Source organism: Actinomadura sp. GTD37, from assembly GCF_041951365.1.
Taxonomy (GTDB): Bacteria; Actinomycetota; Actinomycetes; order Streptosporangiales; family Streptosporangiaceae; genus Spirillospora.
Window position 1 is genome coordinate 546,578 of record NZ_JBGNUS010000006.1, and the last position, 14,550, is coordinate 561,127.

At 75.1% G+C, this 14,550-nt stretch carries 15 protein-coding genes; 2 read left to right on the forward strand and 13 right to left on the reverse strand.

All coding sequences use genetic code 11. The annotated features are described in order from the left end of the window. Positions 1–2: 2 nt before the first annotated feature. The 8 genes from ACA511_RS30065 to ACA511_RS30100 form a co-directional block, all read right to left on the reverse strand. The gene (locus tag ACA511_RS30065; protein ID WP_375028013.1) at positions 3–599 is read right to left on the reverse strand and encodes a MerR family transcriptional regulator; all 597 of its coding nucleotides are present in this window, start codon (positions 597–599) and stop codon (positions 3–5) included. A 458-nt stretch (positions 600–1,057) separates the two neighbouring features. Then, the gene (locus ACA511_RS30070; RefSeq protein ID WP_375028014.1) at positions 1,058–1,528 is read right to left on the reverse strand and encodes a bifunctional nuclease family protein; all 471 of its coding nucleotides are present in this window, start codon (positions 1,526–1,528) and stop codon (positions 1,058–1,060) included. Between the two features lie 142 nt (positions 1,529–1,670). Continuing rightward, positions 1,671–2,387 carry a MerR family transcriptional regulator gene (locus tag ACA511_RS30075; protein ID WP_375028015.1) on the reverse strand — a complete coding sequence of 239 codons (717 nt, stop codon included), beginning with the start codon at positions 2,385–2,387 and terminating at the stop codon, positions 1,671–1,673. A gap of 15 nt (positions 2,388–2,402) precedes the next feature. Beyond that, complete coding sequence (locus ACA511_RS30080; protein WP_375028016.1) at positions 2,403–2,939, reverse strand: FHA domain-containing protein; 537 nt, start codon at positions 2,937–2,939, stop codon at positions 2,403–2,405. Positions 2,940–3,249: 310 nt separating this feature from the next. Beyond that, positions 3,250–3,972: a DUF881 domain-containing protein gene (locus ACA511_RS30085; protein WP_375028017.1), complete on the reverse strand. Its 723-nt coding sequence runs from the start codon at positions 3,970–3,972 to the stop codon at positions 3,250–3,252. Further along, a complete protein-coding gene (locus ACA511_RS30090; protein ID WP_375028018.1) occupies positions 3,969–4,301 on the reverse strand; it encodes a small basic family protein in 333 nt (110 codons plus the stop codon). The genes ACA511_RS30085 and ACA511_RS30090 overlap by 4 nt, the downstream gene beginning before the upstream one ends. Before the next feature lie 40 nt (positions 4,302–4,341). Then, on the reverse strand, positions 4,342–5,241 hold the full coding sequence (locus ACA511_RS30095) for a DUF881 domain-containing protein (protein ID WP_375028019.1): 900 nt from the start codon (positions 5,239–5,241) through the stop codon (positions 4,342–4,344). Between the two features lie 52 nt (positions 5,242–5,293). Next, entirely contained in the window at positions 5,294–5,932 is a 639-nt protein-coding gene (locus ACA511_RS30100) for a LysE family translocator (protein ID WP_375028020.1), read from the reverse strand. A gap of 93 nt (positions 5,933–6,025) precedes the next feature. Here ACA511_RS30100 and ACA511_RS30105 point away from each other — a divergent pair, with 93 nt between their 5' ends. Next, the gene (locus ACA511_RS30105) at positions 6,026–7,366 is read left to right on the forward strand and encodes a PLP-dependent aminotransferase family protein (RefSeq protein ID WP_375028021.1); all 1,341 of its coding nucleotides are present in this window, start codon (positions 6,026–6,028) and stop codon (positions 7,364–7,366) included. Between the two features lie 44 nt (positions 7,367–7,410). Here the strand turns inward: ACA511_RS30105 and ACA511_RS30110 are convergent, their stop codons facing one another. The 3 genes from ACA511_RS30110 to ACA511_RS30120 all read right to left on the reverse strand — a co-directional run bounded on the left by ACA511_RS30110 (position 7,411) and on the right by ACA511_RS30120 (position 12,125). Beyond that, positions 7,411–9,909: a sugar phosphate nucleotidyltransferase gene (locus ACA511_RS30110; RefSeq protein ID WP_375028022.1), complete on the reverse strand. Its 2,499-nt coding sequence runs from the start codon at positions 9,907–9,909 to the stop codon at positions 7,411–7,413. Continuing rightward, entirely contained in the window at positions 9,906–10,601 is a 696-nt protein-coding gene (locus ACA511_RS30115) for a CDP-alcohol phosphatidyltransferase family protein (protein ID WP_375028023.1), read from the reverse strand. Before ACA511_RS30115 ends, ACA511_RS30110 begins: the two co-directional genes overlap by 4 nt. Positions 10,602–10,955: 354 nt before the next feature. Further along, on the reverse strand, positions 10,956–12,125 hold the full coding sequence (locus ACA511_RS30120) for a sensor histidine kinase (RefSeq protein WP_375028024.1): 1,170 nt from the start codon (positions 12,123–12,125) through the stop codon (positions 10,956–10,958). 317 nt (positions 12,126–12,442) lie between these two features. Here ACA511_RS30120 and ACA511_RS30125 point away from each other — a divergent pair, with 317 nt between their 5' ends. Next, complete coding sequence (locus ACA511_RS30125; protein ID WP_375028025.1) at positions 12,443–13,027, forward strand: TetR/AcrR family transcriptional regulator; 585 nt, start codon at positions 12,443–12,445, stop codon at positions 13,025–13,027. A gap of 28 nt (positions 13,028–13,055) precedes the next feature. Here the strand turns inward: ACA511_RS30125 and ACA511_RS30130 are convergent, their stop codons facing one another. Together ACA511_RS30130 and ACA511_RS30135 are read right to left on the reverse strand one after the other, a co-directional pair. Continuing rightward, positions 13,056–13,892, reverse strand: coding sequence for a metallophosphoesterase family protein (locus ACA511_RS30130; RefSeq protein WP_375028026.1), 837 nt, complete (start codon positions 13,890–13,892; stop codon positions 13,056–13,058). A 26-nt stretch (positions 13,893–13,918) separates the two neighbouring features. After that, positions 13,919–14,497 carry a helix-turn-helix domain-containing protein gene (locus tag ACA511_RS30135; RefSeq protein WP_375028027.1) on the reverse strand — a complete coding sequence of 193 codons (579 nt, stop codon included), beginning with the start codon at positions 14,495–14,497 and terminating at the stop codon, positions 13,919–13,921. Between the last annotated feature and the right edge of the window lie 53 nt (positions 14,498–14,550).

Consider the following 14,550-nt stretch of genomic DNA (forward strand, 5'->3'; position numbering starts at 1 on the left):
CGTCAGCCGCTGCGGCGCACGCGCCGCCGGTAGGCGAGCTCATCCTGGGGGTGGTCGGGAGGGTCCGTGGCGGCCCGCTCACCGGGCAGCTCCGCGAGACTGCCCTCCACCTCCTGCCACACCCGCCCGAGCGCTATGCCGAACACGCCCTGCCCGCCCTGCAGCAGATCGACGACCTCGTCGGCCGACGTGCACTCGTACACGCTGACGCCGTCGCTCATCAGCGTGATCTGCGCGAGGTCCTGGACCCCGCGGTCGCGCAGATGCGTCACGGCCGTCCGGATCTGCTGCAGCGACACGCCCGTGTCCAGCAGCCGCTTCACGACCTTCAGCACGAGGATGTCGCGGAAGCTGTACAGCCGCTGGCTGCCCGACCCGTGCGCCGCGCGCACGCCCGGCTCGACCAGCTTCGTCCGGGCCCAGTAGTCGAGCTGCCGGTAGGTGATTCCCGCCGCGGCGCACGCCGTCGGGCCGCGGTAGCCGACATCCTCCGGCGGCGCGGACACCTGCGTGTCGAAGAGCAGGCCCTGCTCTCCGGCACGGCGGGACGCCACGTGCCTGTCGGGGGTCGCCTTGCCCTCGCCGCTGCTCACCGCCACGCGGACCTCCGGCTTCTATCACCCCGTGGCGCTTCGTCAAGGGGGTTTGACGAATTACACCACGGGTGTTCCACCAGCACGGTAGGTGCCGGTCAGGGTGTGGTCAACGTTCATCGTCGGCGCGTCGCATGCCCGGATGAACCGGCTTCACATGGGCAAACTGCACACCTCCGCCACCCACCCTCTCCTACCCCAAAGCGGGACCCCCAAAAGCGGCACTTATCGCGCCCCCTCGGAGCCGCCCCCGAGACCGCCGTCCGGCACGGGCCGGAGGGCTGATCACCGCGGTCGCTCCGACCCGCTGAGCGGGCCGCCATGCCATCAGGGGACGCGGCGGCCCGAACCGGGGGTCGCGTGGCGGCGGAGCCTCACACCAGGGCCACAGGGCCGGGATGACGGCGAGGATCAAGGCGGATGCACGCCACTGCCCGCGACCGGGCATCTCCCGCGCCTAGCCGTCACCCGGCGCGGCCGAAGTCCTCCGGGGTGATCGTGTCGAGGAATTCGCGGAACTTCTCGACCTCGTCCTCCTGCTCGTCGGGGATGGCCACGCCGGCCTCCTCGAGGACGTCCTCGCTGGCGAAGATCGTGGCGCCGGTGCGCAGGGCCAGGGCGATGGAGTCGGACGGGCGGGCGCTGACCTCGACGCCGTTGGAGAAGATCAGGTCGGCGTAGAAGATGCCCTCGCGCAGGGCCGTGATGTTCACCGTGCGTAGCTGGACGCTGAGGGCGTCCAGGACGTCGCGGAACAGGTCGTGGGTGAGCGGCCGCGCGGGCAGCACCCCCTGTTGCGCGAAGGCGATCGCGGTCGCCTCGACCGCCCCGATCCAGATGGGCAGGTAGCGATCGCCCTCCGTCTCCTTCAACAGGACGATCGGCTGATTGGAGGGCATCTCGACCCGGACGCCGACGACCTCCATCTGCTTCACAGCGGCTCCCTGCTGGTTCTCGCTGTCTCGATCACCACGTGCAGCGGATCGATTCCTGACCGAACCATGTAGCCAACGTACACCCAGGCTCGGACAGCTCGTCGCGCCGCCGGTGCGGGAAAATCCTCCGCGGCGCCCATGATCAGTGGTCGAGGCTTTCCCGCAACCCCGCGCTGACCAGGGCGGAGTGGAGTCTCACGGACAGCGCGGCGATCTCCCGGGCCGTTTCGGCGGCCTCCTCGTGGGCACCCTGGTCGCGGCGCCGCAGCTGCGGCGCGACCACCTGCTCGATCAGCGAGACCTGCCGGTCGGCGGCGGCCTTCACGGCGCGCAGGTGCCGGACCTCGAAGCCGAACTCGCCGAGCGCGGCGGCGATCCGGCAGATGCCGAGCGACTCCCCCGCGTAGTGCGGGCCGCTGCGGTGGACGAGGCCGTACTCCTCCAGGCGGGCGAGGAGGGCCTCGTCGATCCCCGCGCCGTCGAGGAGCTGGCGGCGGGTGAGCCGGACGGCGGGGTCCGGCGCGGTGGTGTCGGCCGCCACCAGCGTGCGGGGGCGGCGCCGCGCCGGTTCGCGGCCGCCGAGCGGCGGGACGCTCTCGCCCCGGTCCCGGGCCTCCAGGTGCTGCCTGATCACGCGCAGCGGCAGGTAGTGGTCGCGCTGCGCGGTGAGCACGAGCCGGAGCCGCTGCACGTCGGCGTCGCCGAACTTGCGGTACCCCGAGGGGCTGCGCTGCGGCTCGACCAGGCCCTCCGACTCCAGGAACCTGATCTTGGAGATGGTGATGTCGGGGAACTCGGGCCGCAGCAGCCCGAGCACGTCCCCGATCGTCATCAGGGCCCGGGCCGGCTCCGCGTTCAACGCCCCTCCGTTCCGTCAGCCGTGCGCCGGATTGGTCAGGAACACCAGCCGGAACTTGCCGATCTGCACCTCGTCGCCGCCGGACAGGCCGGCCTGGTCGATCCGCTGCCGGTTGACGTAGGTGCCGTTGAGGCTGCCGACGTCGCGGACGGAGAAGGTGCCGCCCTGGCGGGCGAACTCGGCGTGCCGGCGGGACACGGTGACGTCGTCCAGGAAGATGTCGCTCTCGGGGTGCCGTCCGGCGGACGTGCGGTCCTTGTCGAGGAGGAAGCGGCTGCCCGCGTTCGGCCCGCGCTTGACGACGAGGAGCGCGGTGCCCGGGGGCAGCGCCTCCATCGCCATCTGGTCGGGACCGGCCTGCTCCTCGGCGCCCGTGTCGGTGTCCAGCGCCTCGAACCCGCCGATGGAGATCGTGGACGTGGACTCGCCGGGCGACTCGCGGTACGGCGGCGGCGCGGACGGACTCCGGGTCAGCGGAGTGCCGCAGTTCGAGCAGAAGCGGGCATCATCCGGGTTGGCGTGACCGCACTGCGTGCAGTAGACGCTCGGCATCGATCGGCTCGGCCTCCTACCATCGGCGTGCCGCACGCGGACGCCCCGCCGCAGCGGGAGCCGCCTGCGCAACGCGCATCCTTCACCCAACCCATGCCGGGGACCCGCCCCCGACCACGGTCCAACTCACCGCCCGCTCACGCGACGGTCGCCGCAACTTACGCGGGTATTGCCCGAGGGGTCAACTGGAGCGGTGAGCCGACCGGACCAAACTACATTCGCCGCAGATCGCAGGTCTACGCCGCCGCGCGGACCACCGCGATCGCGGCGCGCGAGCCGGTCGCCCGGTTCACCGCTCCCCCCGTTCCCTCTAGGGAGACCGTACCGCGCCGACGGTCACTTTCGCGCGCGGGGTGATCAGGACCGCGGCGCCCGCGCCGCGCAGCGTCCGGACGAGGCCGCCCGGGATGTTGAGCGCGGTGGTCATCGTGTGCGCGTCGCCGATGGCCAGGAACCGGTACGGGGCGGCCAGGAGCCGCCCGTCGGCCCGGACGCCGTCCCGGCCGTCCAGGAAATAGGTGTCGACGCCGACGCGGACGTCGTCGACCTGGACGACCTCGGCGCCCGCGTCGCGGAGTTCCTGCAGGGCGTCCAGCAGGTTGATCGCCTTGACGCGGCCGCCGGGGTCGCCGATCAGCATCTCGATGCCGGGCCCCTCGGCCGGGAGCGTCCCGGCGAGGATGCCGTAGGTGGCCGTCCGCTCGCGCGCGTCCTCCAGGGCGGTGCCGCCCTCGGCGTCCCGTTCGAGCCGGGCCCTGGTGGCCTCCAGGTCGCGCAGGTCGGTCCTCAGCCGCTCGGAACGCTGCCCCAGGTCGGCCAGGATCCCGGCGAGCTCGTCCTGCCGCGCGGTGGCGAAGGTCGTGTCCCGCTTCGTCGACTGGACCTGCACGGCGATCGCGAAGCCGAGCAGCAGGCACAGCAGGCCGCCGGCGATCTGGCCGGCGCCGGCCCGCGGGCGCAGCAGGCCGATGAGCCCGCTCAGCCCGGCCGGCCGGGCCCGCCCGCCCCGCTCCTCGCGGTCGCCGCCGGTCATGCGCCGAACAGCTTCCGCCGGATGGCGGCCACGTTGGAGAAGATCCGGATGCCGAGCACCACCACGACGCCGGTGGACAGCTGCGACCCGACGCCGAGCTGGTCGCCGAGGAGGACGATCAGCGCGGCGATGACGGTGTTGCCGACGAAGGAGACCACGAAGACCTTCTCGACGAAGACCCCCTCCAGCCGGGCCCGGACGCCGCCGAACATGGCGTCGAGCGCGGCCACGATCGCGATCGGCAGGTAGGGCTGGAGCCAGAGGGGCACGTCCGGCTGCAGCATGAGCCCCAGCGCCACGCCGATGACGAGGCCGATCAGCGCGATCACTCCCGGCCCCCTCCTCTCCCGCTCATCGGCCTCATCGGCCTCATTGGCCGGCCTCCGGGCCCGGGGCCGCGTAGCGCAGCCGGTCCGTGCCCGCCGCGGGGAGCCGTGCCGCGGACGAGCCGCGCACGTCGTAGCGGATCCCGAACCGGTCGTGCAGCGCGGTGAGGCGCCGGTCGGCGGCCGAGCCCGCGAAGGCGTCCCGCAGGCGGTCCGGGTCGCCGAGCGCGGTGACCTCGTAGGGGCCGCTCAGCGGCCGGTAGTCGACCATGATCGCCTCGCCCGCCGTGCGGATCGCGGTGGTCGGCGCGAGCCGCTGCCCGTTGACCCCGATGGCCCCGGCGCCCGCCGCCCAGAGCCCGTTCACCAGGACCTGGAGGTCCTGATCATAGACCCGGCCGCCGTCGGCGGCGCGGCGCGGCGCGGCGGGTCCGCCGGGGCGCGCGGCGTCGGCGAGCGTGACCACGATCCCGGCGCCGGCGGCGGGCAGGGCGGCCGCGGCGGCGCCGGCCCGGGCCAGCCGCCGCCGGACGCGCCGCCCCTCGTCGCTGCGGGCGAGCGCGCCCGCCCGGCGGCGCTCGGTGTCGGCCCGCAGCCCGTCGAGGCGGCGCTGGAGGCCGTCCGTCTCGGCGGTGCGGGCGTGGATCTGGTCGATCAGCCGCGTCCGCTGCGCGGCCGCCACGGGCTCGCCGCGGCGGGCCTGCTCCCCGGCGACGGCGATCAGCGTCCCGGCGAGGACGAGGACGAGCAGGACGCCGCCGCCCCGCAGCCGTCCGCGGCGGGGCGCGGCGCCGCCGTCCGCCGCGCGGCGCGCCGCCGCCTCCGCGTAGCCGGGGTCGAGGAGCCTCCCGGCGAGCAGGTCGGCGAGCAGCGACACCGCCGCGCCGGGCGGCCGCCCGGGCGTAGGCCGGCGGCCGCCGGGGTCGTCCCGTCGTGCGATCACCGCCCCATCATGGCAAGCCCCGGCCGCCGCGGCGCGGGCGGCGGGGCCCGCGTCAGGCGGCGGCGGGCCGGTAGAGGCCGGTCTGGACGGCGAGCGCGGCGAGGACGGAGCCCATCGCGTACCGCTGGGCGCGCTGCCAGCCGGGGCGGCGCGCCAGGAAGGCGGCGATGCCGCCGGCGGCGAGCACGATGAGGCAGTTGACGGTGAGCGCGATCGTGATCTGGACCAGGCCGAGCAGCATGATCTGGACGGCCATGGACCCGCGCCCGGGGTCGGCGAACTGCGGCAGCAGCGACACGTACAGGATCGCGATCTTCGGGTTGAGCAGGTTGGTGACCAGGCCCATCGTGAAGAGCCGGCGCGGCGGGTCGGCGGGCAGGCCGCGCACCTCGAACGCGGTGCCGCCGCCCGGCCGCAGCGCCTGCCACGCCAGCCAGAGCAGGTAGCCCGCGCCGGCCAGCTTGACCGCCGTGTACAGGGCCGGGACGAGCGTGAAGACGGCGGTGAGCCCGGCGGTGGCGGCGGCGACGTAGACCAGGAACCCGGCGGCGACCCCGCCGAGCGAGACCAGCCCGGCGCGGCGGCCCTGCGTCGCCGTCCGCGACACCAGGTAGATCATGTTGGGGCCCGGGGTCAGCACGAGCCCGAGGGCGAATGCGGCGACCGCCGCGGCGGCGGTGGGCGAGATCATTGCACTCCCGGGGTCCGAGGGATTTCGATGCTAGATCTCCGAGATATCTCGGTGCAATAATATGGATTGCACTCGGTGCAATGTGGAGGGCGCATGGAGGACTTCCGCCGGATCGCGGACGAGGTGGCCGCCGCCATCGCGGCGGGTCGGCTGCGGCCGGGCGACCGCCTCCCGCCGCAGCGCGCCTTCGCCCGGCGGCGCCGCATCGCCGGTTCGACGGCGAGCCGCGTGTACCGGGAGCTGGGCAGGCGCGGTCTCGTGGTCGGCGAGGTCGGCCGCGGCACGTTCGTCCGCGCCGCCGAGCGGGCGCCCGCCCCGGCGCTGGCGGAGCCGGCCGGGGCGCGCGTCGACCTGGAGCTGAGCCAGCCCGCGGTCCCGGAGCAGAACGCGCTGCTGGCCGCCGGGATGGAGCGGCTGCTGCGGCCGGACGTCCTGAACGCGGCGCTCGGCCCCGTGGGCGTCGCGGGGACCGCGGCCGCCCGAGAGGCCGCGGCGGCGCTGCTGACCGCGCCGGGGCTGCGCCCCGACCCGTCGCGGGTGCTGTTCGCCGGGAACGGCCGGCAGGCGATCGCGGGCGCCGTGGCGGCGCTCGTCCCGCCGGGCGGGCGGCTCGCCGTCGAGGCGCTGACCTACCCCGTCGTCAAGGGCGTCGCGGCCCGGCTCGGCGTCACGCTCGTCCCGGTCGCGGCCGACGAGCACGGGCTGCGCCCCGACGCCCTCGCCGACGCGCACCGCGCCGCCCCGCTCGGCGCGCTCTACGTCCAGCCGACGCTCCACAACCCGTGCGGGACGACGATGCCGTGGCGCCGCCGCGTCGAGATCGCGGGCGCCCTGGAGCGGCTCGGGCTCAACGCGATCGAGGACCGGGTCTGGGCGTTCCTCCCCGCGGACGCGCCGCCGCCGCTCGCGAGCGCGGCGGCGGGGCGCACCGTGCTCGTCGACAGCCTGTCCAAGCGCCTCGCCCCGGGCCTGACCCTCGGGTTCGCCGTCCCGCCCGCCGGGCTCGCCGGACGGGTCGCGGCCGCGCTGCGCTCGGGCGGCTGGGGCCCGGCGCGCTTCGCGCTGGACGCGGCGACCGGCTGGATCTCCGACGGGACCGTCGACGCGGTCGTCCGCGCCAAGCGCGCGGACGCCGCGGCCCGGCGGCGGATCGTCGCCGAACGCCTCGCGGGCGCCGCCGTCCGCTCCGCCCCGTGCTCGTACTTCTGCTGGTGGGACCTGCCTCCGCGGTGGCGCGCGGAGACGTTCGTGGCGGCGGCCGCGCGGCGCGGTATCGCCGTCACCCCCGCCGCCGCCTTCGTCGCGGGGGCGGGCGCCGCGCCCCGCGCGGTCCGCCTCGGCCTGGCCTCACCGCCCCTGGACGCCCTGGCGCGCGCTCTGGACGTGCTCGCCGAGATCGCCGCCGGCGCACCCGACGACGTGCCCGTCGACTGACCGGGCGGCCGGTCGGAAGCGCGGTGCGGCGGGGCCGGGCGGGGTCAGGAGCCGGCGCGTTCGACGACGGCGGCCCATTCCTCCAGGAGCGCCTGGGCGGCGTCCGCGTCCGGGCCCTCGGCCCACAGGTGGGTGACCGCCTCCGCCGGGTCGGGCAGGACGAGGACCCAGCGGCCGTCGCCCTGCACCACGCGGACGCCGTCGGTGGTGTCGATCGTGCGGTCCCCGGCGGCCTCCACGACGTGCCGCATCACACTGCCCTTCGCCGCCCACGGGGTCGGGGCGGAGCGGCGCAGGAGGTGCGCGTCGGGGATGCGGCGGTCGATCTGCGACAGCGTCAGCCGCGTCCGCGCGACGAGCCCGACGAGGCGGACGAACGCCGCGATCCCGTCGACCGTCCCGCTGAACTCGGGCATGAGGAAGCCGCCGCGGCCGTCCCCCGCGAAGATCACGCTGGGCTGCGCGGCGGCCTTGGTGAGGACGTCCTGCGAGGTCGACGTCCACTCCACCTGGACGCCGTGGAACCGGCACACCTGCTCGGCGACGCGCGTCGTCGTGACCGGCAGCGCCACCTTGCCGCCGCGCCGCTCGGCCGCGACCAGGTCGAGCATCACCAGCAGGGCGCGGTCGTCGCCGACCAGCTCGCCGTTCTCGTCCACCAGGGAGATCCGCTCGCCCACCGGGTCGAACCGGACGCCGAACGCGGCCCGCGACGACGAGACCAGCTCGCCGAGCCGCTCCAGGTCGCGCATCCGCTCGGCGAGCGTCTCGGTCGGGTTGGCCTCGTCCAGCCCGGCGTTGCGGGTGAGGACCTCCACGCCGACCTTGCCGAGCAGGTTCGGCAGGACGAGCGAGGCGACGCCGCCCGCGCAGTCCAGGACGATCTTCAGCCCGGCCTCGCGGACGCCGCGGATGTCGACGCGGCGCAGCAGGTCGCGGGTGTAGGTCTCCACGACGCGCGGCGGGTAGGTGAGCTCGGCGATCTCGCCGGGGAACGCGCGGCGGTACTCCTGGCGGCCGAAGACGCGCTCCAGCTTGCGCTGCGCGGCCTGGGACAGGTCGGCGCCGCCCGCGTCCAGGAACAGGATGTCGACGCCCTGCGGGTCGCCGAGCGTGGTGCGGATGTAGATGCCGCCGACGGCGTCCTCGCGGCCGGTCTCGAACCGGGCGACGGTCAGCGGGGTCGCCTCAAGGTCGTGGACGTTGATGGCGCTGGCGGTCAGCGCGCTGTTCACGGCGCGCTTGAGGGTGCGGGCGGCGCGGGAGACGTCGCGGCCGGTGACGACCGTCGTCCCCTTCTTCAGGGTCGTCGCGTAGGCGCTCGCGAGCCGTACCGCCAGCTCGGGCGTGATCTCCACGTTGACGAGCCCGGACACGCCGCGCGGCCCGAAGAGGTTGCGCTGCCCGCGCGACTCCCAGATCACGCTGGTGTTCACGACCGCGCCGGCCTCGATGGTCTTGAACGGGTAGACCTTCACGCCGCTGGAGACGTACGCCTCGGCCTCGATGACGCACTCGTCCCCGATGACCGCGCCCTCCTCGACGCGGGCGCCGGCCATGATGTCGGTGTTCTTGCCGATGACGCAGCCGCGCAGGTTCGTCGACGGCGCGACGAACACGTTGTCGTGGACGATGGCCCGGTGCAGGAACGCGCCCTCCTTCACGACGACGTTGCTGCCGAGGACGGTGTACTCGCGCAGTTCGACGCCCGCCTCGACCTTCGCGTAGTCGCCGATGTAGAGCGGGCCCTTGAGGACGGCCTCGGCGTCCACTTCGGCGCCCTCGGCGACCCATACGCCCGGCGACATCTCGAAGCCGTCCAGTTCGATGCCGACCTGCCCGGACAGCATGTCGGCCTGGGCCTTGAGGTAGCTCTCGTGGGTGCCGACGTCCTCCCAGTAGCAGTCGGCCACGTACCCGAACAGGCGCGCGCCCTCGGCGAGGAGCTTCGGGAAGACGTCCCCGGACCAGTCGACGGACTCGCCCTCGGCGACGTGTTCGAGGACCTCGGGCTCCATCACGTAGATGCCGGTGTTGACGGTGTCGGAGAACACCTGCCCCCAGGTGGGCTTCTCCAGGAACCGCTGCACGCGGCCCTCGTCGTCCACGATGATGATGCCGAATTCGAGCGGGTTCGGGACCCGCTTCAGCCCGATCGTGACGAGCGCGTCGTTCTCCTTGTGGAACCGCACCATGTCGGTGAGGTCGATGTCGGTGAGCGCGTCGCCGGAGATGACGAGGAAGCGGTCGTCGCGCAGCGCCTCCTCGGCGTTCTTGACGCTGCCGGCGGTGCCGAGCGGGATCTCCTCGGTCGCGTAGCTCAGCGACATGCCGAGCTCCTCGCCGTCGCCGAAGTAGTTGCGGATCAGCGCGGCCAGGAACTGGACGGTGACGACGGTCTCGGAGAACCCGTGCCGCTTCAGCAGCCGGAGCACGTGCTCCATGATCGGCCTGTTGACGAGCGGCAGCAGCGGCTTGGGCTGGTTGGCGGTCATCGGACGCAGCCGCGTCCCCTCGCCTCCCGCCATCACGACGGCCTTCATCGGGGGGTCTCAGCTCCCTTCTGGTCGCCGGCCGCCGGTTCCGCCCCCGGACCGGCCCCGTCCGGTGCGGGGCCGCCCGGCCCCGGTTCCGCCCCGGGGGCCGGGGGCGCGGCGCGGCCGGCCAGCACCAGTTGCCGCGTCTGCGCCCAGTACAGGACGGCCGCCCACCAGTACAGGCCCGTCCCCCAGATGGCGAAGGACCATCCGGCGACCTTCGCCGCCGTCCCCGCGCCGCCGTCGTGGTCGCCCAGCAGCAGCAGCGGGAAGGCGTACAGCAGGCACATGGTGCCCGCCTTGCCGATGAAGTGGACGGGCAGCGTCCCGCCGTACCCCAGCCGCCGGACGATCGGCGCGATCGGCAGGATCGCGAACTCCCGGGCGACCAGCAGGACCACCAGCCACAGCGGGATGATGTCGCGGATGGTGAGCCCGATGAGCGTGGCGAGGATGTAGAGCCTGTCGGCGGCCGGGTCGAGCACCGTCCCGAGCCTGCTGGTCTGGTTCAGCGCGCGCGCCAGCTTGCCGTCCAGCCAGTCGGACAGGCCGGCGAACACGAGCACGCCGAGCGCCCACCAGTCGGCCTCGGCGAGGACGAGCCACAGGAACAGCGGGACGCCGACCAGCCGCGCCAGGCTCAGGATGTTCGGCACCGTGAGGATCCGGTCCTGCGGGGCCTCCTGCAGTGTGCTCACTGACGCGTTCGCCTCCCCTGGTCCCCTTGATCCTGACCCTACCGGTAAGGGTTTGAAAGCCCCCGGGAGCGTCCGCCCCGGCGAGCGCGAACGCCGGGCGGAGCCTCGGCGGGCGAGGACGGGCAGGGCGCCGCCCGCCGCCGGCCGGCGGCGTTGGGAGATTCCCGTCGGACGGGTCGAGCCGGGCGGAATCCCCGCCGGGGCGGCCGTGCGGGAGCCAGGCCGGGGGTGCGGGGCACCGCGCGGAGGCCGTGCGGCGCCCGCGCGGAGTCCGGCCCGGCCCGTGGCCCGGGATGGCGTTCATCACATTTCACCGGGGAGATCGGCGCCGCGCCGCCGCCGCCGGGTCCCGCCCTATTTCGCCGCCGAGCGGCCGACGGCGTCCGCGAGCGGGAGGACGGCGGTGACGACGAACCCGCCGCGCTCCCCCGGGCCCGCGTCCAGCGTGCCGCCGACGCTGCGCGCGCGCTCGATCATCCCGAGGATCCCGAAGCCCTCGGGGGCGCCGCCGGACGGCCCCCTCCCGTCGTCGGCGACCCGCACGACGAGCCCGCCGCCGGCCCGCGCGAGGCTCACCGCGGCGCGCTCCGCGGCGGCGTGCTTGACAACGTTGGTCAGGGCCTCCTGGACGATCCGGTACGCGGCGACGCCGATCTCCGGCGGCAGCGTCCCGACGCCGTCCTCCGACAGGTCAACGTCGATCCCGCCGCCGCGCGCGGCGCGGACGAGGTCGCCGACGCCCTGCGGGCCGGGCGGCGTCCCGGCCGGCTGCACGTCGGTGCCGCGCAGGACCTGGAGGGTGCCGCGCAGCTCCGTCCGGGCGTCCCGGCAGGTGCCGGCGATCGCGGCGAGCGCGTCGGCCAGCTCGGCGCGGTCCAGCGGCCGGTCGCCGCGCAGCAGGTGGGCCGCGGCGCCGGCCCGCACGCCGATCAGCGTGATGCTGTGCGCGAGCAGGTCGTGCAGGTCGCGGGCGATCCGCAGGCGCTCCTCGGCGACCCGCCGCCGGGCCTCCTCCTCGCGCGTGCGCTCGGCGCGCTCGGCCCGCTCGGTGATCGTCGCGAGCCGCGCCCGGTGCACCCGCCACACCTGGACGGCGATGACCACGGCCACCACGGCCTCGATGACGGCGATCTGCTCGCGGACGGAGCCGCCCCCGGCCCGCATCGCCATGCCGAGCACGCAGACGGCCAGCAGGAACGCGGCGACGGTGAGGACGATCCGCACCCGCCGTCCGAGGACGGCGTAGGCGAACAGCGCGACGACCTCGGCGGGCACCAGCGCGTGGTGCTGGTACTGCGCCAGGTGGTAGGGCAGCACGAGGATCACCAGGGCGACCAGGCCGGGCGCCGGCCACCGCCTGATCACCGCGAGCGGCGCGTGCGCCGCGACGAGCAGCAGCGCCCCGGCGGCGTCGAGCTCCCGGACGCCGGGCCACACCACGGCCACCAGCGCCGCGATCCCCGCCAGCAGCGCCGCGGGCAGGGCGTCCTTCGCCGTCACACCGATCCGGGGCACCGTCACCACCCGTCCATCTTGCCCGACCCCCGCGGCCGCCGCGCACCACCCCCGCACCGCGACGCGGAAAGGGCCGCCTGGATGAAGGAGAAAGCGGCCGAGTCCCGGGCGGCCGGCGGGCGGGCCCACCCGCCGCTCCGGGCCCGTCCTGACCGGGATTCCGCAGGTCACCGCAGGCCCGCCGGGGCGCCGTCCGCGGCGGGCCGACGCATCCCGGGGCGGGTCCGGCCACCCGGCGCGGCTACTATCGAGGGACCGTTCCAAAGCCGCGGATCCCCCCGAATCGCCGCAGGCCCGTACCCGCCGGGAAAGGACCGACGACCCACGTGACCAGCGACGACACGCCGACGGCTCCCGCCCGGGCGGTGCGCGCCGACGTGCGCCGCAACCGGGCGCGACTGCTCGCCGCGGCCCGCGAGACGTTCGAGCGCGGCGGGGCGGACGCGTCCCTGGAGGGCGTCGCCCGGCTCGCCGGCGTCGGCATCGGGACGCTGTACCGCCACTTCCCGACCCGCCGGCACCTGCTGGAGGCGATCCTCGCCGACGCCTACGAGGAGCTGGCCGGAGCGGCCCGCGACCTGCTGGTCTCGCCCGCGCCCGGCGAGGCGCTGATGACGTGGCTGCGGGCGTTCGTGTCGCGGGTCACGGTGTTCCGCGGACTCGCGGCCTCGGCGGTGGTGTCGCTGCGGGACGAGCCGCCGGAGCCGGCCCGCTCGCGCCGGGCGATGTGCGAGGCGGGCGAGGCGCTGTTCGCCCGCGCGCAGCGGGCCGGGGACGCGCCCGCGGGCGCCGCGTTCGCCGACGTGCTGTGGCTCACCGGCGCGATCGCGGCGGCCACCGAGCGGGAGCCGGAGGCCGCCGGGCGGCTGCTGTCGCTCGCCGCCGCGGGCATGGTGCCGGGCAAGCGGTGACCCGGGGGCCCGCGGGCCCTCCGGCCCGTCAGTCCGTCTCCGGGACGGGCAGGACGCGGCGCGGGCCGCGCGGCGCCTCGCCCCGTTTCCGCCACTCGCGCGGGTAGCCGACCGACACCTCGATGTGCGGGACGCCGCCGGTCCAGATCGTCCGGGGGATGTGCAGGTGCCCGTACACGACCGACACCGCGCCGAACCTGCCGTGCCAGTCGGCGGTGCGCTCGGTGCCGCACCACTGCGCGAACTCCGGGTACCACAGGACGCGCGTGGGCTCGCGGACGAGCGGCCAGTGGTTGACGAGCACGGTCCGCGTCCCCGGCGCGAGGGAGGCCAGGCGCTCCTCGGTGTAGGCGACGCGGGCGCCGCACCACGCGTCCCGCGTCGGGTGCGGGTCGGGATGGAGGTAGACCTCGTCGGTGCACACGACGCCCGCCTCGTGCGCGACCTCCAGGGCCTCCTCCTTGGTGGACGTCCCGTCCGGGCGGAACGTGTAGTCGTAGAGGATGAACAGCGGCGCGATCGTCACGGGGCCGCCCTCGCCGTCCCAGACGGGGTACGGGTCCTCCGGGGTGAGCACGCCCAGGCCGCGGCACATGTCGACGAGCCGCCGGTAGCGGGCCTCCCCGCGCAGCCGCACGGGATCGTCCTTGACCGTCCACAGCTCGTGGTTGCCGGGGACCCAGATCACGGTGGCGTAGCGGTCGCGGAGCGTGCGCAGCGTCCACTCGACGTCGGCGAACCGCTCGGCGACGTCGCCCGCGACGATCAGCCAGTCGTCCGCGGACGCGGGCCGCAGCCCCTCGGCGAACGCGCGGTTCTCGGGAAAGCCCACATGCAGGTCGCTGATCGCGAAGACACCGGCCATCCAGTGATCGTAAGCCCGGGGCGGGCTCAGTCGCCGTCGGCGGGCAGGGTGAAGAGCCGGATGTGGACGGGACGCGCGCCGGGCGGCGCGTCCTCCCGCCGGTGGGCGTGCTGGTGCAGGAGCCGGATGTAGTCCTCGAAGAACTCGGCGAGGCCCGCCTCGGTCATGTGGGCGAAGCCGCGCGACAGCAGCGCCCACGTCCGCTCCCGCTCGTAGGCCGCCGGCAGCCCGGCGAGCAGCTCCATGTCCTCGGCGTGGCCGATCCGGAGCAGTTCGGCGAGGACGGGCCGGTCCTCGGGCGGCAGGGACTCCGGGGCGGGCGTGCGGAGGTCGCGCGGCCCCGCGGCGGGGCGCCACCACCGCTCCCGGCCGGCGGACCGCTCCGCGATCTCCTCGATGAACCCGTACTTCTCCAGCTGCCGCAGGTGGTAGCTGGTCGTGCCGGTGTTGGCGCCGAGCGCCTCCCCGATCGTCGTGGACGTCGCGGGCCCGTGCACCCGGAGCCGGTGCAGGATCCGGCGGCGCAGCGGATGGCTCAGCGCCTTGATCCGGCCCGGGTCGTCCAGGATCACGGGTTCGGTCACGCGCCCGGCGTCGTCCTCCATGGGGAGCAGCCTAGTACTCCAGAGCCATCTTTGCAGAGAACTCTTTGCAGACC